Annotated in this window: 20 protein-coding genes and 1 pseudogene; 13 read left to right on the top strand and 8 right to left on the bottom strand. The window is 40.5% G+C overall.

The annotated features are described in order from the left end of the window. A pseudogene (locus IQ244_RS25530) lies at window positions 1-196 on the top strand (IS5/IS1182 family transposase); the annotation flags it as partial. Window positions 197-317: 121 nt separating this feature from the next. On the opposite strand, the gene IQ244_RS25535 reads toward IQ244_RS25530, so the two are convergent. The 5 genes from IQ244_RS25535 to IQ244_RS25555 all read right to left on the bottom strand — a co-directional run bounded on the left by IQ244_RS25535 (window position 318) and on the right by IQ244_RS25555 (window position 6,031). Further along, the gene (locus IQ244_RS25535) at window positions 318-608 is read right to left on the bottom strand and encodes an antibiotic biosynthesis monooxygenase family protein (protein ID WP_193899183.1); all 291 of its coding nucleotides are present in this window, start codon (window positions 606-608) and stop codon (window positions 318-320) included. A 12-nt stretch (window positions 609-620) separates the two neighbouring features. Continuing rightward, the gene (locus tag IQ244_RS25540) at window positions 621-1,046 is read right to left on the bottom strand and encodes a hypothetical protein (RefSeq protein WP_193899185.1); all 426 of its coding nucleotides are present in this window, start codon (window positions 1,044-1,046) and stop codon (window positions 621-623) included. A 242-nt stretch (window positions 1,047-1,288) separates the two neighbouring features. Beyond that, a complete protein-coding gene (locus IQ244_RS25545) occupies window positions 1,289-2,080 on the bottom strand; it encodes an SDR family NAD(P)-dependent oxidoreductase (RefSeq protein WP_193899187.1) in 792 nt (263 codons plus the stop codon). Window positions 2,081-2,300: 220 nt separating this feature from the next. Then, a complete protein-coding gene (locus IQ244_RS25550; RefSeq protein WP_193899189.1) occupies window positions 2,301-3,716 on the bottom strand; it encodes an esterase/lipase family protein in 1,416 nt (471 codons plus the stop codon). 308 nt (window positions 3,717-4,024) lie between these two features. Further along, the gene (locus IQ244_RS25555; RefSeq protein ID WP_193899191.1) at window positions 4,025-6,031 is read right to left on the bottom strand and encodes a hypothetical protein; all 2,007 of its coding nucleotides are present in this window, start codon (window positions 6,029-6,031) and stop codon (window positions 4,025-4,027) included. Between the two features lie 642 nt (window positions 6,032-6,673). On the opposite strand from IQ244_RS25555, the gene IQ244_RS25560 reads away from it, so the two are divergent. The 9 genes from IQ244_RS25560 to IQ244_RS25600 all read left to right on the top strand — a co-directional run bounded on the left by IQ244_RS25560 (window position 6,674) and on the right by IQ244_RS25600 (window position 17,004). Continuing rightward, window positions 6,674-8,092, top strand: coding sequence for an NADH:flavin oxidoreductase (locus IQ244_RS25560; protein ID WP_193899193.1), 1,419 nt, complete (start codon window positions 6,674-6,676; stop codon window positions 8,090-8,092). 402 nt (window positions 8,093-8,494) lie between these two features. Then, window positions 8,495-9,967, top strand: a complete 1,473-nt coding sequence (locus tag IQ244_RS25565) for a c-type cytochrome (protein WP_193899195.1) — start codon at window positions 8,495-8,497, stop codon at window positions 9,965-9,967. 15 nt (window positions 9,968-9,982) lie between these two features. After that, window positions 9,983-10,414 carry a hypothetical protein gene (locus IQ244_RS25570; RefSeq protein WP_193899197.1) on the top strand — a complete coding sequence of 144 codons (432 nt, stop codon included), beginning with the start codon at window positions 9,983-9,985 and terminating at the stop codon, window positions 10,412-10,414. A 26-nt stretch (window positions 10,415-10,440) separates the two neighbouring features. Beyond that, the gene (locus IQ244_RS25575; RefSeq protein WP_193899199.1) at window positions 10,441-11,874 is read left to right on the top strand and encodes a c-type cytochrome; all 1,434 of its coding nucleotides are present in this window, start codon (window positions 10,441-10,443) and stop codon (window positions 11,872-11,874) included. A gap of 51 nt (window positions 11,875-11,925) precedes the next feature. Further along, window positions 11,926-12,966 carry a hypothetical protein gene (locus IQ244_RS25580; protein ID WP_193899201.1) on the top strand — a complete coding sequence of 347 codons (1,041 nt, stop codon included), beginning with the start codon at window positions 11,926-11,928 and terminating at the stop codon, window positions 12,964-12,966. A gap of 185 nt (window positions 12,967-13,151) precedes the next feature. Continuing rightward, on the top strand, window positions 13,152-14,792 hold the full coding sequence (locus IQ244_RS25585) for a lipoxygenase family protein (protein ID WP_193899203.1): 1,641 nt from the start codon (window positions 13,152-13,154) through the stop codon (window positions 14,790-14,792). A gap of 360 nt (window positions 14,793-15,152) precedes the next feature. After that, window positions 15,153-15,413 carry a hypothetical protein gene (locus IQ244_RS25590; protein WP_193899205.1) on the top strand — a complete coding sequence of 87 codons (261 nt, stop codon included), beginning with the start codon at window positions 15,153-15,155 and terminating at the stop codon, window positions 15,411-15,413. A gap of 100 nt (window positions 15,414-15,513) precedes the next feature. Continuing rightward, on the top strand, window positions 15,514-15,819 hold the full coding sequence (locus IQ244_RS25595; RefSeq protein WP_193899207.1) for a putative quinol monooxygenase: 306 nt from the start codon (window positions 15,514-15,516) through the stop codon (window positions 15,817-15,819). Window positions 15,820-15,933: 114 nt separating this feature from the next. Next, entirely contained in the window at window positions 15,934-17,004 is a 1,071-nt protein-coding gene (locus IQ244_RS25600) for a saccharopine dehydrogenase family protein (protein ID WP_193899209.1), read from the top strand. Between the two features lie 173 nt (window positions 17,005-17,177). On the opposite strand, the gene IQ244_RS25605 is transcribed toward IQ244_RS25600, so the two are convergent. Further along, window positions 17,178-19,907 (bottom strand): CHAT domain-containing tetratricopeptide repeat protein, encoded by a 2,730-nt coding sequence (locus tag IQ244_RS25605; protein WP_193899211.1) that lies wholly within the window; start codon window positions 19,905-19,907, stop codon window positions 17,178-17,180. A gap of 571 nt (window positions 19,908-20,478) precedes the next feature. Between IQ244_RS25605 and IQ244_RS25610 the strand changes: the two genes are divergently transcribed. The 3 genes from IQ244_RS25610 to IQ244_RS25620 all read left to right on the top strand — a co-directional run bounded on the left by IQ244_RS25610 (window position 20,479) and on the right by IQ244_RS25620 (window position 23,397). Next, complete coding sequence (locus IQ244_RS25610; RefSeq protein ID WP_193899213.1) at window positions 20,479-22,728, top strand: DUF1796 family putative cysteine peptidase; 2,250 nt, start codon at window positions 20,479-20,481, stop codon at window positions 22,726-22,728. 147 nt (window positions 22,729-22,875) lie between these two features. Then, a complete protein-coding gene (locus IQ244_RS25615) occupies window positions 22,876-23,028 on the top strand; it encodes a hypothetical protein (RefSeq protein ID WP_193899215.1) in 153 nt (50 codons plus the stop codon). Window positions 23,029-23,109: 81 nt separating this feature from the next. Next, window positions 23,110-23,397, top strand: a complete 288-nt coding sequence (locus tag IQ244_RS25620) for a hypothetical protein (RefSeq protein WP_228059146.1) — start codon at window positions 23,110-23,112, stop codon at window positions 23,395-23,397. A gap of 44 nt (window positions 23,398-23,441) precedes the next feature. Here the strand turns inward: IQ244_RS25620 and IQ244_RS25625 are convergent, their stop codons facing one another. Continuing rightward, window positions 23,442-24,926, bottom strand: a complete 1,485-nt coding sequence (locus IQ244_RS25625) for an acyl-CoA synthetase (RefSeq protein WP_193899217.1) — start codon at window positions 24,924-24,926, stop codon at window positions 23,442-23,444. 25 nt (window positions 24,927-24,951) lie between these two features. After that, window positions 24,952-25,728 carry an ABC transporter permease gene (locus tag IQ244_RS25630; protein WP_193899219.1) on the bottom strand — a complete coding sequence of 259 codons (777 nt, stop codon included), beginning with the start codon at window positions 25,726-25,728 and terminating at the stop codon, window positions 24,952-24,954. Between the last annotated feature and the right edge of the window lie 467 nt (window positions 25,729-26,195).

A 26,195-nucleotide genomic window follows, 5' to 3' on the forward strand; every position in this document is an offset into this window, starting at 1 on the left:
TTGCGAAGATAAAAAGAGTAATCGAGACTTAGCCAAAGTTCGAGTTGTCGGTGAGCATATTAATCGGAAACTAAAGATATTTAAAATCTTGTCTGACCGTTATCGCAATCGGAGAAAAAGATTTAGTTTGAGATTTAATCTCATCGCTGGTTTGTACAACTATGAGCTTCGTCTCCCTAAAACTGAATCTGCTTAACTGACTTTTGCAAGAGGTCTATTTATTCTAATTATTGTCGAGAATGTAGACAGAGCGATCGCACTAAAATCAAAAAGGTGTAACTATTCAAGTCAAACCTTTTAATACAACAAAACCTAACTCATAAAATAGGTTGAAAATGTTCAACTATCGGAAAGGGTTCATAAAAATGGTGGAGAAGTTGTTTCCATTGCTGATATTCAGACGAACTTCTAAACCCGACTGTATGAGCCTCTAAAGTTTCCCATTTAACCAACAATAAATATTTTCCCCTGACTTCTAAACATTGATGAAGTTCATGGGATATGTAGCCATTCATTGATGAAATGAGAGGAGAGGCTTGTTGGAAAGCTTTTGCAAACTCTTGCTCAGTGCCACTTTTGACATTGAGCATTACTGCTTCTAGAATCATAATATTGTAGGTTTACAACACGTTTATCCTACCATCATCTTGAATGTACACTGAGCGATCGCCAGGAACCCGCGCAGTCGGACGCAATTCTACGCGCAAAGTTGCTAAATTGGGTTTAGCAAGATTAACTTCTACCGACCTACCCGTTTCATCCCAAAATATTAAAGATGTATTTGGTTCAGTACCTTCTAGTTGATCTAAATTGAGAATTTGTCCAGGATTTAGGGAAATTGGGTCAGTAATTGAAGGCTTTTGTAGTTTCAGCACCCGCGGAGTTCTGTTAACCACTAGCACGCGGATACGTTGCCCTGGTGTAAACTGAATTGGAGCCTTACCACAGTTAGACGCACAAGTTCCAGCCATTGAAATCTTAGGTTCATTGCTGGCTGTCAATAGCAAAGTAGCGGTAATTAAAAAAGCTGATATTAATTTAGACATAACAGAATTTACACAGTTAGTATTTATGTAGATTTGAATACCTCAGCGTAACACCGTACTTACTAATTTGTGTATTAGTGTAAATCCTGATGCTGAAAGAGTGCTGAGTTGAAAGTGCTGAGTCATTCAACACTATCACCTCTCATCTTCTCTGCGACTCCGCGTCTCTGCGTGAAATTATTCAAAAAATGTTGGGTTACAGCGCAAATATTATCCGTGCGCCTGTACCCAACCGACCACCACTATTTGCTTTCTTGCATACTTCTGACGATTTTAGTCACAAGCTTTCTGGGTGTGAATCTGACAGATTCGGTAAGTAGTTTATTTTTCAAACCAGGAACCACCACAGTTTTGTTATCAAACAAAGCTTCATAGCCAATTTTTGCCACAGTTTCCGCATCCATAATTTTTTGACCGCTAACAAGCTTTGAGTCTTCCATCGCCGCGCGTTTTTGGAAATTTGATTCTGTCGGCCCTGGACAAAGTGCAGTTACAGAGACACCTGTACCTTCTAATTCATTAGCGATCGCTTCTGAAAATGATAATACATAAGCCTTACTTGCATAATAAACCGCCATTAAAGGGCCTGGTTGAAAAGCCGCAGTTGAAGCCAAGTTCAAAATTTTGCCATAACCTTGCTTCACCATATCCTTGAGAAACAACTTAGTTAAATGAGTGAGACACATCACATTAACTTGCAGCATTTGTAACTCCGCAGTTAAATCTGTTTCGTTAAACAAACCATAACTAGCAAAACCCGCATTGTTAATCAGAATATCAATCTTAATTGATGCTTGTTGTAACTCCGAAAAAAGCTCATCTGGTGCAGCAGGATTCGCCAAATCTTTAGCGATAACTTTGACATTAATCCTAAAGTTAGTTCTTAATTCAGCAGCAATTTGATGGAGTTTTTGCTCACTTCTAGCGACTAAAACCAAATTGTACTTATCTTGAGCAAATAACTTGACAAATTCATAGCCAATCCCACCAGAAGCACCAGTAATCAGAGCCGTTTTTTGGCGATCGCTTTGCATAACTTTACCTTAATTAAAATCTAGAAAACAAAAATAGTTAGCTATTATCCATGACTAATAACTGACTACAATAAAACTGCAAATGTTTCCTAACAAAACTCAAAAAACCTCCTCTCTTCCCTCCTCCGCAAACCTTTGTCTTGAAAAGTTTCCTACGGAGGGAAACCCTCCTGAGAACTTTTCGCTGCGTATACCTTAGCGCAACTCTGCATTTAACAAATTATTGCCATTGGGAAATTTCTAAATTCACTGCTGCTTTTGTCCCCACAACATCTCGACCACGTTGCGGTAAGAGAATATCAGCACCTACACTTAAGTCAATATTAGGCTCTGAATTTTCCGAATTCCAACAGTATTTTGCTTTGTATGTATCATCTTCGGCTGTGACATCCACAATTAAATAATCAGACCATAAAGGTAACTGGTCGATGTGACTATCAAACAACCAATCTCTTTCTTTCTTTGTAAAAGAATGCAACGCCAAACGAATTGCATATCTACAAGTACTATCGGCATTAACTGCATAGCGGGGAATTAAGAAAGCCGTAAACAGTGGTACAGGCTTATCTCTAGTTAGTTCCACCGTAATGGGACAATAACGGTCAATTGCTTGTTCATGGATGGGAGTAGGTAGACCGCGCAAAGCCACCCGAACTTCCATCTGATAAAAAGTATTTTGGCGATCGCTTAATTCTACATTACCCAAAGACAGCTTTACCTTGATATCACCAAACAAAAACCGTTGCAGATTTTGATAAGCCTCTTCCGAGTTCACCATTCCATAACGTCCGCCATGAGTCCGATGAATATAAGCTCGATGCGCTCCTCTGACATAAGCTTTATCTATCTGAACTAAACCATCACTTTGCGGCCCTACAGCCTTTTGGGACAAACCAGCCCCATTTTCATAATCACGGGCATTTGTACCAATAATACAAAAAACGCGGTCTGGCGAAAAAGCATCATCTAGACTTTGGGGGTCAAAAGTTTGCGGTAAGGAACGCATTGAGTTGAGTTTATTTTCGGGAGTGAAGTATTCATACATTCTTTGGGGGCCAAAATCATCAGAATTATTCCATCTCACCGTATCTCTGACACCTTCAATTAAGCCGCCGCCAACTTGAAAATAAATTCCCCCATGCGGTGTACCATAAGTAAATAATTTATCAATATGATCTTCAGCTTTCTCACCGTAATCTGGATAAATTTTTTGCATCAAACTGCGACAAACAAGACCTCCCATTGAGTGAGCAATTAAATAAACTTTGTTCGCTCCACTTTCTTGTTTGACTACATTAATTAGGTCTCTTAAACCCCTAGCAATTTCCTCCATTTCCAGGCGGATGATACTGTCTGAACCAAAACTAGGAGAAGTAATATCATAAAATCGATAAATCCAAATAGTTTTGATGTTACTGCTCAACTGCTTATTATCAAACACAGGGCGATAACCGTGGTCAGCTAATAATCGCAATAATGGACTTTCAAAAAAAAACTTTTCTGGAGTACCTTGTTCTCCCACACGAATATGAGTTGAACCACTGTTAAATCCATAAAATGGATCATTTACAGTTTGGTCAACATCTTTATCTGAACCTGCATAGCCACGAACATAAATAATTGGCAAATAGTTCATTGATATCCTCCTTATTTATTGTTATTAGTCATTAGTTATTTAAGTAGTAACTCTTGACTATTGACTCTTAGAGGATGTTTGAAAAGTCATGATTGATGTATCAAATATTTTTTACCCTTCCCTAACCCACCCCTTATAAAGGGGAGATAACAGTTTCCCCCCTTTATAAGGGGGGATTAAGGGGGATAATAATGTGATTAAAATTACAACTAACCACTTTTCAAACAACCTCTTAATACAAACATTTATCGTTCCCAAGTTACACCTGGGAACGACTAGTTAAATAACAAGCATTCTGACGAGTTGTTTTAGAAAGTTTTCACAAACTCGATCAGGGCTTTTTTGTCATCATCTGACAAATTAGAGCCAAAAGTATGACCCCTATCTTCAATGAAGTCAGGAGACTTATTCGCTCTTAATAATACACGGGCAAGTTTACCTTTAATGCCGCCTTCTGGTCTTAAATCTTGGAATAAGTTACCCAGATTCAGAGAAGTAATTGCCTCTCTCATATTGACGTTTGCCAACAAGTTTACAGGAGTGCCTTTAGGTACAGGTAAACGCAATTTGGGATTGGGATCTCCTGGGGGCAAATCTAATTTAGTCTTGCTGTCTGTTCTGCTGATAATGTTTTCCCGTTTTTCAGGACAAAGCAGTTTTTCCATCGCATCGGTATAGGCTTCTATCCGACCTTTCACCGAAGGATCTTCGTTATATAAACCTAGGGTGTTGTTATGGAGAAATGGTGCTGTTGCCCAAATACTAATTAGGGAAGGTGTGCGGTAATAGCCTAAGCCGCCTTCTGGTATTTGGAAATTGATCGGTTTGGCTTTGTCGAAGGGATTATCCAGTGTCAGTTCACCAGGAGAAGGTAGTTCTTTATAAGTTTTGGAAGAGAACTGCTCCCAGATATGGCCTTTGGTGGCGTTAGTTCCTAAAGAACGGGAAATATTCGTACCAAGCAGTGTGACTGGATAACGCTGATCATCAGATAAGAAATTATGGTCGAGGAAATTGCTACTTGATACAGATTCTTCGTACCATTTTTTAGCTTGGTCGGGGTCAGCCGCAATTTCCGCAGTTGGCTTTTTACTGGAGTGACAAGATGCACAGGTATCAGCAAAAACTATCTTGCCGCGTTCGAGAACCTTTTCATCTTTGGTTAAGAAAGCTTCACCATCGGGTGCATCTTTGAGGTGCATCGGTTGGATAGTTTTGAGGAATGCTTCTGCATCAGCCATACGTGCTTCTGTTTGTCTCCAGCCTTCGCAATTTTTTCTGGCTGTTTCAATATCAAAAGGACGTTGGGGAGTTCGGCCTAACATCGCTTCGTGGAGAGTTAACCAATAGTCACCACACATCCCAATATTGACGTAGACTCGCAAAGAAGCAATAGCTACCCCTGTGGAGTCTGCACCATCTTTGAGAATGTGATTGACATTTTTGATGGAACCGTCGTTCATCACCTCTGGGTATGTGGGGCGATCGCCTAAATTAAAAATGGCGTTAATCGCATTAGGATTATTAATGTGATCTGTCGCAATCCGGGAAGTGTCAGACGTACCAGGACGCTGTGCCATCAAGACTTGCTTGATGAAACTATCTTGTCTTAGTTTCGTAGAAAATAATTCGCTTTCTTTAATATACTGATTGCCCAAAGCGGGAACGAGGTTTTCCCATTGCGGGTGTTCTTTATCTTTGGGCGGGTTCAGTGGGTCTAAAGCAACGTGACAAATAGCACAAGACTGGCCAATCAGATAAGGTGGCTCAATTTCTGAGTTCTTAATATATTGCTGATAGTTCCATTTTGCTCTGTCAAATTTGGGGTTGGGAAACTTGCGTAACCCAATCACACCAGTAGAAAGGGGGTCTTTACACTTATCCAACAAAAACCCATATTCATCTGCTTCGGTGGCTTTTTCACATCCAGGGTCGTTAATTGCGCCAAAGCGTTTCAAACGTTGATCATGGTCATACTGCTTCGAGTTAATCAGCTGGAGTAGGTCAACACCACCGTGGGTGCGCTTGGCAATATCCCGATAGTATGTAGCATTACCACCAGTCCATAAGTACCAAGTACATCGACCTCTTTTTTCCGCTTCGGTAAGATTCTCCTTAGTATATGGCGGGAGATATCCGATACCATCGCAGTTATCGGTATAAGCCGCATCATTATACTCATTAGAGATGGAAGCAGGTGTTTCACTATACTCACTAGCTAGAGCTATTGGTGTGCTATGCCAACTGCAAAATGTAATTGCGATCGCGGCGAAAACCACCAAACAGCCTTTACACAATAGGCGTATTTTGTTCATAAAACTCTCAATGAGTAACACCTAAACCTAGTCAGGTGCTTCTTAATAGCAAAGCTTCACCATTAATTCACCATTTTACTGATTTATCCTTCAGATATTTTGGGCGAATAAATAATATTGCTCCTTAACTTAGGCAAGGTCATCTATGAAGTTACTACACAAGTTTGCCAAACGTCACTAAAAAAAATTGATCCTTATATGAACTGAATCTTTTTAAAAAATTGTAAACTTATCCGGGTGTGACTAAGTTCATTTGTTATCGTGTAAGCGACATTTCAAACTGGGTTAATTTTGTAACAAATCGTTGTATGGGAGATTGTATTAATGTTGCGTTAACCTTAGTATCAAAAAAAAGGATAACTTAAGATTTGATTTGTTGAGGATGCTAGTTTCACTCAATTATAAAAAAATCTGATTTAATGGCTAAACCGTGAACCGGTAAGCCTTCAGTTTCATATTTGGGCAGCAAACTAAGTAACAAAAACTCAATCTTTTATATCACATCCGAAAATCTCAAGTTTGAACTTGTAAGTATTAAAAACTCAAACCCAGAGTATCTACACAACAGTAGTTATCTGGGTAATTTTTGCTTACACAGTAACAATTTTAATACTTGATTCTATTGCCAATAGAGAGGAGAGTATGGAGAACGATATTATTTTTAAGCCATTGCAATTTCGGAATCTCATTGTCAAAAACCGGATTTTTCGCTCCAGTATCTCCGGTAGGTGGGACAACTACGATGGTTCCGGTACTCAAGCCAGAATTAACTGGGAAGAAAAGTTTGCCCGTGGTGGAGTAGGGGCAATTATTACTTCTTTTGTACCAGTAGCGATTCGTGGGCGTATTATGCCCAACTACGCCACAATTCACTCTGATGACAGAATTCCTTTTTGGCGCAAAGTAGGTGAAAAAGTCCATGAATATGACTGTAAATTAATTTTGCAACTCAGCCATTCAGGAAGACAGCAAGACATTGGTGGTGTAGAAAATGACGGTTTAAAAGCCTTAAGTTCTACCAGCAAAACTGAATCATTCCACGGCTTACTCTGTCAAGCTATGACTTTGACAGAAATTAAAGAAACCATCCAAATGTTTGCTGATGGTGCTAGACGGGCGCGTTTAGCTGGTTTAGATGGGATAGAGCTACACAGTGGTAACGGTTATTTATTCAATCAGTTTCTTAGTTCAGGAATTAACGATCGCACCGACGAATATGGTGGTTCACTAGAAAATCGGGCAAGGTTTTTACTAGATGTGATTCGGGCGATTCGTAAAGAAGTCGGGAATGACTTTCACCTGCAATTTAAAATTAGTGCTGTCGATTACAACAACGCCGTGATTCCTTGGGAAAAACCAGGAAATACCTTAGAAGAATCTGTCCAAATTTGTAAATGGGCTGAAGAAGCTGGTGCAGATGCAGTCCATGTATCGGTAGGAAGTATATTTCCTCATCCCCTTAACCCCATTGGAGATTTTAATTTTGAGGTCATCACTAAAACCTATGACACAATGCTCTCCAGTGGTAATCAAACAATTCGCAACTACATCTTATTCCGTTACAAACTGTTGAATCCAATTTTTAAATTTTTTTGGAATAAGGTTAAGAAACAAATTCCAGCACCTGCATTTAGTGGTAATTATGTTTCTGATGATGAAATGCGAAAACTCTTGATAGAAAACCAAGGGAAAAATTTACTTTCATCCCAAGCAATTAAACAAGCCGTGAATATTCCGGTTTTGTGTACTGGTGGTTTTCAACAAGGTTCGTTTATTCGCCAAGCCATTAATGATGGCTATTGTGATGGTGTAACAATTGCTCGACAATTGATTGCCAATAACGATTTACCAAAACAATTACAACAAGGTAAAGACTTACCAGATAGACCATGTACCTACTGTAATAAATGCCTACTTAACGTCATTGAAAATCCCTTGGGTTGTTATGAATTAAGTCGCTTTGATAATGACTATGAAGCGATGATGGCAGAAGTTATGTCAGTCTTTCATGGCGATGAGTCAGCAAAACATAACGCAGAAGTTCCAGTATTACGAGTTTAATTTGTTCTTGGTCATTCAGATTTAATGCGGTGTGCAAGTTATTTTTAAATCCCTTTCCAAACCTCTCCTGTTAGCGATGCTACAGTGTACACACAAATGTTGCTAAAATACCTGTCCCGCCTCGGAATAAATTCCGAGTCTCATAGCGCAAGTCCTCTGAAGAGGACTCCACAAAAAATTTATTTCAGTCCAAGCTTTGTGGACTTTGGCTATGAGCCTAGAACTAAAGTTCTAGGAGGGAATGGCTCTAACATAAAAATCACCAACTTGTGTATACACTCTCATCTTCCCTTGTAGGAAAAGGTTTGGGGCTGAGATTTGAGAGAAAGTTGTACACAACATTAATTTACAAAGGACAAATGACCATTGACTCTTGACCATTAACCAGAGAGTGACTTTGTAATGACTCAAACAAGCCCTACGCTAGTTCCCAACGTTGTTAAGGGAACGAAAGCGGTTTTCAAATGGGTTTTGGGTGCAATTGTGGGAGTTATCGCAGTAATTGTATTTCTGATTTGGCCTGCTATTTCTAACTCCCCAGTTGATTATGCCGATATCCAAGACCATTTTAAATACGGTTCCATTGGTAGTGAAGAAGTAAATGGCGTTCCGTACTGGATATGGAAAGTTCTGCCAGAATTATTTCCTGATAAATTGCCAGATAAAGGTTACACTTCCTTGGGATTTATTCAAGAACCGGGGAAGGATTTACCGATTGGGTTTTCGCAACGGCGAGTAATTATTAACCGTGTTGGCTTGAATTGTGCTGTGTGTCATACAGGTACACTGCGTGATACACCAAATAGCGATCGCCAAATCAAGACAGCAATGCCAGCTAACGTACTAAACTTGCAGGGATACATCAAATTCTTATCCGAAGTTGCTATAGACCCGCGCTTTACTGCTAACCGGATGCTGCCAGAAATTGAAAAGATGAGTGGCGGTATTAACCCAATTGAAAAATTAGTTTATCGCTTTATTGCCATTCCCCAAACGCGTGACGCACTAATTAATCAAAGAAGTCGCCTTTCTTTCATCTATCAGCAACCAGATTGGGGGCCAGGTAGAGTCGATACTTTCAATCCTTATAAAGCAATTCAATTTCATTTTCCGATGGATAAATTGCGTGAGGATGAATTAATTGGCACATCAGATTTCCCCTCAGTGTGGAATCAAAAACCACGCAAAGGCATGGAATTACATTGGGATGGAAATAACAAATCTGTTGACGAACGGAACAAAAGTGCTGCTTTAGGTGCGGGAGTTACACCCACCACAATCGATTTAGATAGAATTCAACGAGTAGCTGATTGGTTGTGGACATTACCACCACCCAAATATCCTTATGAAGTTAATCAAACTTTAGCTGCTACCGGAGAAACACTATTTGCCAATAATTGTGCTAGTTGCCACGCCTTTAGCGGAAAATATACAGGTAAAGTTGTCCCCATTCAAGAAATTGGTACAGATCCCCATCGCCTAAATTCCTTTACCTACCAAACCCTATCTAACCAAAATACTTTGTATGCCGGTTATGATTGGCGGTTTAAGGATTTCCGCAAAACGAATGGCTACGCCAATGCACCACTAGATGGTATTTGGTTACGCGGCCCTTATTTACATAATGGTTCCGTACCGACATTGCGAGATTTACTAGAAAAACCAGAGAATCGACCCAAAGAATTTTATCGGGGTTACGACGTGATTGATCGAGAAAAAGTCGGGTTTGTGTCAACTGTAGCGGAAGAAAAAGGCAAGCAATATTTTAAATTTGATACGACAAAACCTGGAAATAGTAACAGCGGTCATGTATATGGAGTAGAACTCTCACCAGCAGAAAAAGATGCTTTGGTTGAGTACATGAAGCAGCTATAATTAGGAGCCAAAAAAATGAATACTTACGCAAAATGGTTTAGCCGTATAACTTGGCTAGGCATAATTGTGAATATGCTTTTCGTCATTTTCTCTTGCTTCTTTCCAGAGTTTATGCTGTGGTTTTTAAAGATGCATCAACCTGACCCAATTATTTGGGTAAGAACGGCGGGAATGCTGTTATTTATCATTAGTGCCTTTTATATTCCCGGAGCCATTGACCCTTATAGATATCAGGCAACTGCTTGGATCTCAATATTTCCTTCCAGAGCCTTTGGTTCGACATTTTTTATCTGTGCCGTGTTCTTTTTTGGGCAAGATAAAGGCTTTTTATCTATTGCCTTCGTTGACTTGTTTTTTGGTGTAGTAGAAGCGATTTTTCTGACTCTAGCCTTGCGGAGTGAAAATGTTGATGCGATCGCTCCAGAACCAGCCAAACAATTCTCCTAATTTCTACCAAGGAGCAATGTAATGTTATGACAATATTTAAAGAGAAATTAGGCAGAATTCTCGCCAGCATTGCTTTAGTTGTTGTTTTATTAGTCGGGGGAGTAGGATACACAGCTTGGTATCATTTATTTCGGGATGTACCTGTGACCTACGAATCGCCAGAAGAACATTTTAAATATGGTTCTATTGGTACAGAAGCTGCCCAAGGTATACCTTATTGGATTTGGTTAGTCCTTCCACGCGTCTTTCCTGACAAACTACCAGGGCCAGGCGGTTATACTTCTTTAGGCATTACCTGGGAAGAAGGCAAAGAAACTCCAGTGGGTTTTACGAAAAAAACCATTGGTTTTCCCCGTGTGGGTATTACTTGTGCGGTATGTCATACGGCTACTTATAGAACTAGTCCCTTAGAAAAACCCCACATTTTTCCGGCTGGCCCTTCTAACAAGTTCAACTCCCAAGCTTATGTGCGCTTTTTGGGTGCAGCCGCCAGCGACCCTCGATTTACCGCCGACTATATCCTTGACGAAATCAAATATAATCATGAGTTTTCTTGGGTAGAAAACCTGCTTTATCGCTTTTTGATTATTCCCCAAACCAAAAAAGCCCTACTGCAACAAAGTGCAGACTTCGCTTGGATGGATTCTCGCCCTAACTGGGGGGCTGGTCGGATTGATCCCTTTAATCCGGTGAAATTCAATACCTTAAAACTGCCCAAAGATGACACCATTGGGAATTCCGATATGATGCCAATTTGGAATCAGAAACTACACAAGGGATTTGCTTTGCATTGGGATGGTTTAGAAACTTCTCTCAAAGAAACTGTGCAAACAGGCGCTATTGGCGACGGTGCAACTAAAGATTCCTTACCTGTGGCTGATTTGCAACGAGTAGAAGACTATATCACCCAACTTTCTCCACCCAAATATCCTTTTACGGTGGATGATCAATTGGCGACGAAAGGTAGTCAAATTTTTGCTAACACCTGTGCATCTTGTCACGCCTTTGGTGGAGAAAGAACAGGTACAGTTATCCCTGTAGACGAAGTAGGAACAGACCGCCATCGACTAGATATGTGGACACAACAAGCCGCCGACACCTACAACCACTTTGGTGACGGTTATCCTTGGGACTTTAGCCAATTACGCAAAACCAACGGCTATGTGGCTGTATCTCTAGATGGACTATGGATTAGAGCGCCATATTTGCATAACGGTTCCGTTCCATCTCTGCAAGATTTGTTAGAAAAACCAGAGAATCGTCCCAAAACCTTTTATCGGGGTTACGATGTTTACGATTCGCAAAAAATTGGCTTTATTTCCGCAGGAGAAGAAGCTAAACGTGTAGGTTTTAAATATGATACGACCGTTGCTGCTAATTCCAATCAGGGACATATTTATGGTACTGATTTGCCTAGTGATGATAAAAAAGCACTGATTGAGTACTTAAAAACTTTGTAGACCTGAGCAGCATCGTCGTTTCGATCAAACTTGCAGAAAAGGGGTGTTGTAATGGCTACAGACTACGTTTTGTTTATTCATGGTGTGACTATCCGCAACCCAAACTACGCCAATGAACTGTTTCAACGTTTAGTACAAAGTGCCAGCGATCGCAATTTTCAAAACATCCCTTTTTACTGGGGTGATGTCAATAAAGAACCAGAAAATAAACTCCTGGGACAACTCAAAAGCTCATCCGATTGGGATAAGATGTGGTTCCACAACATTCGGGAACAGCAAATTCTTCCATTTACCGGCGATGCTGCACTTTATATCAGCCGTTATATAGGCGCACAGATAGTTCGTAAACTCAAAAAACAAATAGCTGACAGTGGACTACTGAACGCCAAACCCGATGATCGATTGCATATAGTCACCCACAGTTGGGGAACAGTCATTTTTTTTGACATCTTGTTTGCTAGTCGTTGGGAGGATAAAAACGCACCTGGCCATAATGATGTTATGACTATCCGAGATGCCATTTTTGGTGTAGACGGAGAAAACCGCGATCGCTATGAAGGTATTAAAATTGCGAGTATTCACACAATGGGTTCTCCTGTCGCCATCTTTAGTTTGACCGATGTCAAATCAGATCAAGATGAGACAGATGCAAGCAGTAATCACGACATTACACCCAACCTCCAAACATTCGTAGGTAAAAACGAGACTAGTTCTAGCAGTAGCCACGACATTACACCCAAACTTCAAACATTATTAAAATCTCTGCAAGAAGAAGCAAGCCCAAGAGAAAAACTACCCTGGTGGAACTACATTCATCCTGGTGATCCTATCGCCTACCCACTGCAAAAAATAATGACAGATTTAGTGGATGGTTACACGGAATACTTGGATATTCAAGATACCATTACCCACAGCGCAGGATGGTTAGGATGGTTAGAAAATCTGATTGCACAAACTCCACTTTCTCAAACCAAATTACCTTTACTGCTGTCCCTACTACCCGATAATCCACATGGTAGCTACTGGCGCAACGATGATGTAATTAAAAAAATCATTCAAATTATCAAACAAGAGGCTTCTAAAGCTAATTAACTTTAGCGTTCTGTCTAAGTGTAACTTTTGTGGTGCGGGCATCTTGCCTGCAAAAGTTCAGCAGTTTGGGTAGAGAAAATACCCTAACATCATCAAAATTTTGTTGGGTTTCACTATCCCTACCATTCACTAAACTGAATAATTACGAATCACGAATAATTATAAATTACTTCCCAAAAATCATCATGAAACTATATTTACCCCAGGTAGATCCTAATCCAAATATCCGCAAAGATGAGCTAGTGAAAAATCAAGCAGATTATAAATTTAATCACAATTATCTAGCTCCTATTCCCGTTATCGATAAAGTACCTCATCAAGAATTATTCTCCGCAGAATATACAGCTAAACGCCTAGCGAGTATGGCAAATCTAGCCCCAAATATGCTGGCTGCCAAAGCGAGAAATTTCCTTGACCCATTAAATGAATTAGAAGAATACGAAGAACTGTTGACACTGCTACCTAAACCAGCAGTGATGAAAAATTACAAAACAGATTCATGTTTTGCCGAGCAAAGATTGTCAGGCGCTAACCCCCTAGCCATTCGCCGAATCGATACCTTACCTGAAAATTTGGGGGTAACAAACGCCCATTTTCAAAAAGCTGTTGGGACAGAAAGTAATTTAGAAGCGGCTTTAAAAGAAGGAAAACTCTATCTGTTAGATTATCCAACACTATTTGATATTAAAGGTGGTACGTCTCAAAATATGAGAAAGTATTTACCTAAGCCTCAAGCTTTATTTTACTGGCAGAGCAACGGTGTACCTAATGGTGATTCTCTACGTCCTGTAGCCATCAAATTAAATAATGACTCTGGCACAGATGGATTGATTTACACTCCCGATGACCCTTATCTAGATTGGTTTCTGGCTAAAACTAGCGTGCAAATTGCCGACGGAAATCATCAAGAATTAGGTAGTCATTTTGCTTATACTCATGCAGTTATGGCTCCTTTTTGTATTGCTACAGCGCGTCAATTAGCCGCAAATCACCCTATTGCTGTGTTATTGAAACCGCACTTTCGGTTCATGTTATTTGATAACGATTTAGGACGAACTCATTTTTTACAGCCAGGCGGCCCGGTTGATGAATTCATGGCGGGTTCTTTAGAAGAGTCTTTAACTTTTGTCGTCAAAACTTATCAAGATTGGAGTGTTGAGAAGTTTGTTTTTCCGACATTAATGAAAAGTCAAAACATGGATGATACCGAAATCTTACCGCATTTTCCTTTCCGGGATGATGGGATATTGATTTGGGATGCCATTCAAAAGTTTGTCACCGACTATCTGCAACTTTATTATAAAGCTCCCCAGGATTTGAGTGAAGATGATGAATTACAAAATTGGGCAAGAGAATTAGTTGCTGAAGATGGTGGACGAGTGAAAGGAATGCCAGAAAAAATTGCAACTATCGACCAATTAATTCAAATTATCACGGTTGTAATTTTCACCTGCGCTCCTTTCCACTCTGCTTTAAATTTCTCTCAGTACGAATACATGGCTTTCGTACCGAATATGCCTTATGCAGCTTATCATCCAACGCCAGAAAGTAAGGGAGTAGATATGCAAACCCTCATGAAGATATTGCCACCTTTCAAACAAGCGGCTGATCAAGTAATGTGGACGCATATTTTAACATCTTACCACCACGATAAATTAGGTTATTACGATGAAGAATTTGCTGACCCATTGGCACAGGAATTAGTGGTGCAATTCCAACAGAATTTGCATGATATAGAACGCAAAATTGATATTAGAAATCAAACTCGTCCTATACCTTATAATTTTCTCAAACCTTCGCAAATTATTAACAGTATCAATACTTAGATAGGAGGTTTAAATTTACGGCGTTGCTGATTGATGGGATAATTTTTGCTCTCACGCATACCGCAAGCGGAACCCGCAGGGTAGACGCAAAGAGCAAGAGTTTTAAAAGTAACGTCGTGTGCAACTTTCCCTCAAACCTAACCCCCACCCCCTTCCCTTGTAGCAGGGCTGTTTCATTTTCCAGAGAAAATAAGTTTAGCACAGGGTATTAGAGGGGCAGGGAGACTCTGCCCTCTACGACTAACCTAAATTCAAACGAAAAAATAAGACTTCCAGATTTTTCTTCTCAGAATGAAACAGCCCTGCTTCCCTTGTAGGGAAAGGGAGCAAGATTCAAAGCCTCTCCCCGAAGCGGCTACTGTGTACACACAAGTCGAAAATTTGCAGTCTGAAACCGTATCCCGCCTAGAACTAAAGTTCCAGGCTCATAGCCAAAGTCCACAAAACGTGGACTGGAATATATTTTTAGTTGAGTCATCTTCAGATGACTTGCGCTATGAGACTCGGAATGAATTCCGAGGCGGTACAGATGCACTCAACGAACATTTATGTGTACACCGTAGCCCCAAAGCGGAGAGAGGTTTGGATAGGGGTTGCAAAAATAAGTTGCACATCGCGTAAAGTGGGATTTTATGATTTTATGCCACATTTATGCAATACCAAATTTACTTGTGATTTTTAACTTGATTAATTTTGCATCTATTTACACAGGAGAATTTCCATGTCAGTTCAACAAGTTACAGTTATTGCTCGTTTAAAAGTCAAGCAAGGTTTAGAAGATAGATTTAGAGAAGAATTTGAGCATGTTATCGCTCTTACCCGTACCGAAGATGGATGTATTAATTACGATTTACATCAATCTATAGAAGACCATTCTGTATTTTTGCTGCATGAAAATTGGGCTAGTCAAGCAATTTTGGATTTACATTTGCAACAGCCTTATATTCGAGCCTTGGGAGCTAAATCTGAAGAGTTTTTGGTAGAGCCACCGGAAATTAAATTATTGCAGCAGATTGTTAATCATTAAGTCAACTTAAGTTTAGATCCCCCCTAACCCCCCTTTAGAAAAGGGGGGGATTTGAATGTTTGTTATTGATGAATACAAAAGGGGGAGTTATGAAGATTTAATTTGGTAAAAACAATGGCTGCAAAGGTGTTATTGTATGGTGCAACTGGCTATGCAGGGAAACTAATAGCGGAAACTGCTAAACGTCAGGGCGTAGAATTAATTTTGGCGGGAAGAAATCAAGGTGCATTGGTATCAGTTGCGGAGAAATTCAACTTTGATTTTCGGGTGTTTAGTTTGGATGACGCGCAGGCGATCGCTCAATCTCTCCAAGATGTTAAAGTTGTTCTCAATTGTGCGGGGCCTTTTGCCAAAACTGCCAAGTCACTGGTTGATGTCTGCTTGCAAACTCAAACCCACTATTTAGATATTGCTGGGGAAGTTCCCGAATTTCAAGCTTTAGCCGCACGGGACGCAGAAGCGAAAAGTGCCGGAATTATGCTGCTTCCTGGTGTTGGGTTTGGTGTCGTCCCGACTGATTGTCTTGCAGTTTATCTTAAATCTCAGTTACCAACTGCCGACATTCTCACATTAATCTACGAAACTGAAGGCGGTGTTTCTCAGGGAACTGCTAACACTGTTTTGCCTAGCTTACATGAAATGGGTGTAGTCAGAACTGAAGGTAAATTGATTCCGGCTCGACCAGCCGAGAAAAAACGTCAAGTTGATTTTGGTGCTGGTGTTGTCACAGCGGTAACTAACCCCTGGCGTGCTGATATTGTCACCGCATTTCACAGCACTGGAATTCCGAATATTGAAACTTACACAGTTTTTCCCAACCCGGTGAGTTTTCTGATGGAAAGTAGCCAGTATTTAGGCTGGTTATTTAGCTCATCACTTTTTCAAAGTACCTTAGCTAATTTGATTAAAAAACTTCCGCCTGGGCCAAGTGAAGCAGAACGCGCTAAAGGTAAAGTCGGAGTGGTGGGTATTGCAAAAGATAAATCTGGTCGCCAAGTCACAGCCACACTCATCGGCCCGGAAGCATATAACTTTACGGCTTTATCTGCTGTAGTAGTGATTCAACATATTATCAACGGTGAAGTTAAGCCAGGATTTCAAACTCCAGGTAATGTTTATGGTGCTGATTTAGTATTGGAGATACCAGGAGTTAAGAGATTTAGCAATACACCTTTGGTTGTTTAAAAAATGCGGCGTTGCTGTGCGATTATTTGTCTCACACAGAGAGGATCAGGAGTTAAAGATTTTTACGATGATTCAGCAACGCCAAAAAATATAGCAGGGAATAGGGGATAGGTGATAGGTGATAGGTGACAGGTGACAGGTAACAGGGGATAGGTAACAGAGTTAAATCACAGTTAATTCCATTCACCTTGTAAAGTGAAAGCTGACCAATAATAAGGTGCTGCATATTGTTGAGTGCGCCAAATTTCTAGCTGGGCTTTTCTTAAGGCTGCCGCAGGTGTTAACCCAGTTTTTAGCATATTCTGATAAAAAGCCTTCATTAATTTGGATGTTGCTTGATCATCAACACTCCACAAACTCACCACAACTCGCGGACTACCTGCATACATAAACCCTCTGGTTAACCCAACTAAACCTTCACCTTTGACTTCTTCTCCCAGTCCGGTTTGACAGGCGCTGAGGACTACTAATTCTGCTTTGAGGTTGAGGTTGAAAATATCACGTAAGCGTAAAAAGCCATTTTGTGCGATTCCCTGATGATCAAATAGCGATAACACTACTCCTGATAATTCTGGATGTTTGCTGTTGAGAATACCATGAGTAGCAAAATGGATGATGCGATATTGGCTCAAATGTTCGCTATTGGCTGTTGTTCGACTAGCCTGAAAATCAACAGCTTGCTTGCGTTCATTAACGGGTACAAGAGCGAGAATTTGCTCGGCTTCTTGGCGTGTAAAGTGCAGACGCTCAAAATTAATATCTGAGTCTGCGGCTGATTTGCTTAAAGCAAGACTGTCTAAATTGCTTTCGACAACAGGTGAAGATGACACTGGGGCTTGATTTTGCAGACGCTCATCATTGCGATTAAAAATGGGATCTGCTAACACAACTAATATTTTAGGTGCAGATTTACGTTGTTTATGTTCATTTCTGAGGATAGCTAATGTTGATGCTGATGGAAGAGTAATAATTTCATGGTTGAGCAGTAATGGTTCATATTTACGACTATTACCCGTTGTGAGAGAAGCAAATGGTACATACTGTAAAGCACCATCGCCAACGATCGCTAACCGTTGCTTTTGTAGTTGTTGGGCGACTGGTGCAAGTATCATCTGAGATAGGGCATCGATTGATTGACTATGCTTTAAATAAGGTGTGGTGATTGCTTGACGGAAATTCTGCACAGCTGTTTCAATATTTGCACGCTTGGGTAGTTCGTAACTAGTAATATTTTTATTGGTGACTAACCACAAGTAACTGCGTTTTTCCCCTAGAGAATATTCTAAAAGCAAGGTGTTTTCATCTAGTACTTGCTGTTGAATTTGCGCCAGAGTAAGCGGTTGGGGTTGAGTTAGTGCAGCATAACGGGGACTGGTAGCCCGAATTTGCGCCTGGATTTGTTGATATTCTGCTAAAAGTGCGGCATTTTCTTTGTCTAAAGCTTGCACTTGCTCTTCAGTATAGTTAGCTTCTAACAGTTGGATGCGGCGTTTTTCTAAAGCATCAAGTTGTTGCTGTAACTTCCGTTCTTGCGCCAGTAATTTCGGCTCTACACCTTGACGAATATCAGTGTTGCTTTCATTTAGCAATTCTAAAAGACTCCGGGCGCGGGCGCGTTCGCTGGTTTCTAGTGCCAAAGCCGCATATCCTTGATCTGGTTGCTGCTTGTGCAACTGCATCAGCACTTCAATGTAGAACTGATAATAATTCTGCACTGTGGCAAAATATGAAGTGCGGAGTTCTTGAGAGTCAATTTTGTTACGGAGGTCTTCTACAATTGTGATGACTTTCTCTATCTGGGTTTGGGCTGTGTGCAAATCTCCTTTGTCATATTCAACAGTGGCAAAATTATAGAGAGAACGAGCTTCTCTGGCTTTGTCTCGCAATTGTTGAAAGATAGGTAGAGATTGGTTGTAATAATCGAGAGCCTTTTGCTGTTGACCTAATTTAAAATAAACTTCCCCAATGTTATTTAGGGTAATTGCTTGTCCTAATTTATAGCCCACTTGTTGGAAGATAGGCAGAGATTGGTTGTAATAATCAAGTGCTTTTTGTTGTTCTCCTAACTCCGAGTAGATTTTGCCGATATTACTCATCGCAATGGCGTTTCCGGCTTTGTCTCCACCTTGTTGAAATAGTGGCAGAGATTGGTTTAAATAATCCAGCGCCTTTTGCTGTTCTCCCAAATCGGAGTAGGTTTTGCCAATACTATTTAGGGTACTAGCGATCGCTGCTTTGTTTCCTACTTGTCGCTTGAGAATCAAAGATTGGTTGTAATAATCTAATGCTTTTTGCTGTTCGCCTAAAAAACTGTAAACAGTCCCAATGTTACTAAGGGTAATAGCTTGGCCTGCTTTATCTTTTACCAATTGTCTCAAGGGTAGAGACTGGTTGTAATAATCCAGCGCCTTTTGCTTTTCCCCTAATTCTGAGTAGATTTTACCAATGTTGTTGAGGAGTGTGGCTTCCCCGGCTTTGTCACCGAGATTTTTATCTATGGCTAGAGATTGCTGGTAGTATTCCAGTGCTTTGTATTTGTCACCAAAATTAGAGTAAATTTTGCCAATGTAAGCCAGAGTAATACCTTCTGAAGTGCGATCGCCTGCTTGACGATATAATACCAACGCTTGTGCAAATTTAGCGATCGCTTGGAGCAAATATTCTGATTTGCCTTCCTGATTTCCTCGCTGATATAATTCTTTCCCTTGCTCATATACTTGTTGAGCATTCGCACGAGTCACATTAGGCGCATTTATTTGGGCAATATTTAGCGGATATTGCACCGCAGTTGTAAAACTTGCAGCCGAAAGCCACAAAACATTTGTCAAAATAACGATTGTCCAACCCGCTATAAATGGAAGAAATCGCCATTTCATCAAGTCACGCATCTTCCACCTAGCCATAAAATCACCTTTATTTTGAGAATAAATTGCTTAATTTTAGAATTCCCCAAAGCCAGCGGAAAAATTCAGGAATAATTTCATTGTGGTGCAAAGGCAATAATTATTAATTGATTAACTAAAATTTAAGCTTTGGTAATCATTATTAAGAAAATTCTAAAAATACAATTTAAACTACTTTTGAATTTATCTAGGATAAAATAATCAAGTCCAGATTAATAATTTATGAAACAAAAATAGGATTATTTATAAAATAAAATTTTGAATGTCAAGAAGTAATACAAGGCGAATAAACATCTCCAAAAATGATGCAAAGGCTTAGGCTCCGCCTTCTTACAGGGTACGGATGTTCGCCCTAATTTAAGGAATATAGGAATCATATTTGATTTGGAGAAAAAAACTTAGTACACCTCTATTACTTCTTTCCCTGTCCCCTATCCCCTACCTAAACAAATAATTTCAATAATCAAGTCAGATTCCTATACAAACTTTAGATGTAGTATATGATACTGTCAAAACATCTCAAGATTCAGCCTATTCTGTAGCATTTTATTCTTAAATTAATAAAAAATCTATGTATCGATTCCAGGTTAGTGCAAATACACAAACTGGTGAATCCATTGCTCTGGTTGGTTCTACTTCCGAGTTGGGATTGTGGGATATTACTAGATGTATTCACCTCCGCACCAGTGCCGAAAGCTACCCTTTATGGTGGACAGACGAAATTGATATTCAGCTATCTGGGGAATCAGGCGATGACCAGAGGGTGCAATATAAATATGTCCGTTTTGATGCTAAGGGTTGGGGTGAATGGGAAGGTTTTGGTTTTAATCGTTGGCTGCCGATTAATCACCAGTATTCAGGTACTATTGTTGTAGATGATGGAGTGTTTGGTTATTTACAGCCTTATCCCTTCGGCTATATTCAACAGCCAACTCCTGTTAAACAAATTTTGGGAGCAGAAGATTTAAAAATTGTCGTCATTGGTAGTTCTGTGGCGTTGGGTCATAAAGCCTGGTTGTTAGACGGTTGGGTGGAACTACTAAAGGAGGCTTTACAGCAAAAATATGGACACAGCAGACTAGTCAATGTTTCTGAGGTGGGAGCCAATGTCAGCAGAACGATCGCCCGCTTTGGCTCTGTAGTAACACCAGAACAACCAGATATAGTTATTATTGCCCTATCTCTGGGTAACGAAGGATTAGCTTACTGTTCTCCTCACGAACGACGAGCAATCCAAAGGCGGTTTGAAAGCGGTTTGCAGCAGTTGGTAAAAATGACGCGCCAACTGGGAGCGTTGCCAATTTTGGGGGGTGTTTATCCCCATAACGATTATTCTCTTGAGCATTATTGGCTACTGCGGGAAACACACAATCGAATGTTAAATTGGGGTGTACCAATTTTAGATTGGTTGGCAGTGTTAGATAATGGCCAGGGACGCTGGCGCGAGGAGATATCTTTTGACCCAGCGCACCCCAATACTATCGGTCATGGCTTGATGTATAAAGCCATCAATTTACAATTATTTGACATCGACAAAGCCGAATTAGCTAAGAACAATCAACACTTCTGGCAACCAAACGAAATCCCCATTTATCTTGATAATGCAGGGTTTTATGTTTGCGCTTGTATTGCAGAAAAGGGTTTACGAATCAGCAATCCATCAAAATATAGTTACACCATTGCCCCTTATTGGCAAGAACTCCAAACAGTCTTGCAAAGCAAAGCCGGATTGCTCCCTGGTATTTATGTTGCCAAAAATCCCCAGCCAGGAACACTCCCTTTCTTCGCGGTACAAGAGGATGGCGCGATCGCCACAACCGTAGAAATACCCCCCGGTGCTGATGTTGAATATACTGCATCATTTAATCTCTTTGCGCCAAATAACTCCCAAGTTTTGTTTTATGATGGGCATCTGGGAATTTTGCAAAAAGATGAACATCACCTCTGGGTAATCAACGAATCAGACCACGAATACAATATCCAGCCAATGTGGAAAGAGGTGCGAAACGCCTTAAAATCTCTGCCAACAGGTGTTTATACAGACCCATTGCATCCTGAGATTCCTTTCCGTACGATGATGATTGGTCATCAGGGTTTAGAAAGTCGGGTGAAACTACCAGCACAATCAGCGGTGTTATTTCAATATCAATGTAAATTATCAGACATTAGCCGCGTGGCAATTTTACCATTGGGCGATCGCTGTGCTGTGCGGATGATGCTGTATAAAATGGAATATGACGGCCCGGCTTTTCCCTTTGATTTAACTCGCACCACTCAAATTGCCGACATCGCAGATATTATTGAAAATCGGTTTTATGATATGTGGAATCCCAACTTCCTGCATTACAACCCAGAAGCAGGGAGAATTTACCACAGCAAATGGTCTGGTTTATCCTTCGCCCATGAAGTGGAAGACACAGAAGACCCCGTAAATGATATGTCTCCCGTTTATGAACGGATGCGTGTACGTTATACAGCACGTTCTCAACGGTTTTGGTACACAATTAAAAATTGCGATGAAGTGCTTTTTGTTCGCACTGGCATTTGCGATCGCGGTGGCGTGATAGATTTGCTGAATAAACTGGAAAAACAATGCCAAGGTAAGCCATTTCAACTTTTGTTGCTTTCCCCCCAAAACTCCGATGAGTTTTTAGATATCCCAAATGTTTTACATTACAATGTCGAGTTTAATCCTGATCTGATGTATGACGACTTAGGACATTGGATGTACTGCACAGAAATCATGCGCGGAATTTTAGAATCTCTAGATATTTCCAGCAAAAACCTTTTCTGGTGTCCACCAAATCCGCCGAAGATATGAGGGACTAACTGGAAAACAGGTTGAATTACCCTCCGTATTCCCACCTTGCAAAGCTACGGTGTACACACAAATAAATGAAATGTTCGTTGAGTGCATCTGTCCCGCCTCGGAATGAATTCCGAGTCTTATAGCGCAAGTCATCTGAAGATGACTCAACCAGAAATACATTCCAGTCCACACTTTGTGGACTTTGGCTATGAGCCTGGAACTTTAGTTCTAGGCGGGATGTGGTTGAACATGAAAATTTATGACTTGTGTGTACACCGTAGCCTTAAAAAGGGGGTAAAAGATGGTTATTAGCCCCCCTTTCTAAGAGGGTTGGGGGGATCTGAAGAAGATTGAAATGTTAACCGAAATGTATTGGAATGAGAGTAGGGTAATTTGAAAACTAGTAGTAATTCAATAACTTGTGTTTACAACGTAGCTCACACAACAATAGTTAAAGTAAAAGTTACTACGGCTTACGCGAAACACGGAAATGTGAGAACGGAAGCTCTGACAACAAGAACGGAAGTTACTACAGCTTACGCGAAACACGGAAACGTGAGAACGGAAGTTACTACAGCTTACGCAAAACACGGAAACGTGAGAACGGAAGCTTTGACAACAAGAACGGAAGTTACTACAGCTTACGCAAAACAAAGAAAATGCGATCGCATTTCCGCATAACTGTTAATTTCTGCACTCAGCATTTAAACGTTTTCAACAGCACACTAACAAAATAACTCAACCACTGTCGGCTTAGTTACTTTCCCCATCGCGTTGCGTGGTAACTCTGCAACTATCAAAATTTTGCTGGGGACTTTATAAACTGCTAATTGCTCTTTTGCCCAACTCCGCAAAGATTCTAATGTTAATTGGCGTTGGGGATTCAAAACTAACGCCGCACAAACTCGCTCACCCCATTCCGAATCAGCCACGCTCACCACTGCACATTCTTGAATATCGGGATGATTTCTTAACACTTCTTCAATTTCTAACGCAGATACTTTATAACCACCGGTTTTGATAATATCCACACTCATTCGTCCGAGAATACGGTAGTTTCCCTTCTCAATTACCGCTAAATCTCCCGTACAAAACCAGCCATCTTGAAAGGTTTTAGCGGTTGCTTGGGGGTTTTGCCAATATTCTAAAAATACTCCAGGACTTTTAACTTGAATTTCTCCTGGTGTTTCTGGCGGGACTAACTTTCCGTTGTCATCAACTAATCTGACTTCTACTTGCGGTAAAGGTTGACCAACATAGCCTGAATAACGTTGACCATGTAAAGAATTGGATAGCGCCATGCCAATTTCCGTCATTCCATAGCGTTCCAGCAGGAAATGACCGCTAATTTTCTGCCATTTTTCTAAAACTTGCACTGGTAAAGCTGCGGAACCAGAAACCATCAGGCGCATTTTTTCACAACCTGCGGTCATAATTTGTTGGCGTTCACTAGAGGCGTTTTCCCAAGCTGCGATTAATTTTACATAAATTGTCGGGACTGCCATAAATAAAGTTAAGTCACCGTCGCAAATTCGCTGCCAAACTAATTCAGAATCAAATTTGCTCAACATATAGCATTCTGCACCAGCCCACAAAGCACAAGTTAAGACGTTGATAATGCCATGAATATGATGTAGGGGAAGGACGTGTAAAATGCGATCGCTTGATGTCCATTCCCAAGCTGTAATTAAACTAGTTACTTGCGCTTGAATATTTTGGTGGGTTGTCACCACACCCTTTGGTTTACCTGTTGTACCACTGGTGTAAAGAATTAACGCCCGTTTAGTAATCTCAATTTCTGGAAGCCGCGCAATATTATTTGGGAGTGCGTCAGAAGTAAGGATAAATTGCAAATTGTGTTCTGTGGCAATTGGACGTAATATATTCTCAAAGTTTGGATGGGCAATAATAATTGATGCGCCGGAATTGATAATCACATACTCTAATTCTGGTCGCGGATGGACAGTACAAAGCGGTACAGCGACTCCGCCCGCACGCCAAATTCCCCACTGTGTCGCCACATACTCAAACCCTGGGGGAATCAGAAAAGCCACTCGTTGTTCTTCTAAATCTGCTGCATTCTGCAAAAGACTTGTGGCTATTTGACTGGAAAAATTCAGCAAATCCTCATAGGTAAATGCTCCTACATCTGTAATAATCGCCGTTCTTTGGTTATGTTCTTGAGCGCGAGTAATTAAAGGGAGATTCACTTTTTTTACCTGTTTATTTCTCCAATTATCTAATTAACTGCGCCGCCGAATTAAAAAACTGACGACACAATCCCCTAGTGACTAAAATTGTCGTGAGTAAATTAGCCACAGCAACCATAAACACAATCAAAATTTCATAAGAGACAGCATCTAAAGGGTTAACTCCGCTTAATAACTGTCCAGCGGTGATACTGGGAAGGGTAGCCATCCCAATCAACATCATTTGATTAATCGTCGGTAAAAATGCGGCGCGAATAGCTTCTTTACGGTACTGACTAACGGCTTGTTGGGGAGTTGCGCCTAAACTCAAGTGAGTTTCAATTTCCCCAGAGGAATTATTTACTGTACTAACAAGACGTTCACCAGCGATCGCAGCTGCATTCATGGCGTTACCAATGATGATTCCCGCAAAAGGAATCATATACTTTGCTTCGTACCATCTATCTGGTTGGAGAATTAAGAAGTTGGTGTAAAACAGCGTAAAAGCGGTACTGACTAAAATTGCGCCCCAAACCACAGGTAATACTAGAGGAATTTTCTGACTGATTCGATTTCGGGCGACAATCGCTCCCATTGTCAGCATAATTGCTAAAATTCCCAAAACCGCCCAAGCATTATTTACAGCAAAGATAAAGTCGAAAATGTATCCCAATACCAGCAGCTGTAAAATAGTTCTGCCCGTAGCAATTGCCAAATTCAACTCTAATCCCAACTTTTCCCAAGCGGATAAACCAATGGCGATCGCCATTAACCCCACAGCCAAGGCTAAATCAGCTAAATCTAGTTTGATTAAATCCGGCACAGTTTTTCTTTCCACCTCTTGAGCAAGTGCTAAGTATGAACCTAATATATAGCCGTATTCACTGAGCTTAGAACAGTGTTCATTACCAAAGCCTTAAGTTACTGGTTTTATACTCAACACTCATACCAATTCACCAAAATCTTGATACACAGACAAGTAGGGGCAAACGGCCGTTTGCCCCTACACCTGTATTTGCATCATCCATAAAGTGAAATGGTATCAGCACTCATAAAATGACTCCCTTGAAAGCTTTTAGATTGACACTTTTGCAGAGTGGCCTAATTAGGAATTACAAATTACAAATTACAAATTAGTATGATATTTTTACCCATACAATAATTTCAGTAATCACCCTTCTTGATGCGTATCCGGGGAGACAGTCTATTAGCCAACTGTTTGATCAAAAGTCAAGCAGCTAAAATTTAGCTGTCGAAGTGCATCCTTTGTATCTTCAAATCACATAAAAA

The organism is Nostoc sp. LEGE 06077 (assembly GCF_015207705.1).
Lineage (GTDB): Bacteria > Cyanobacteriota > Cyanobacteriia > Cyanobacteriales > Nostocaceae > Nostoc_B.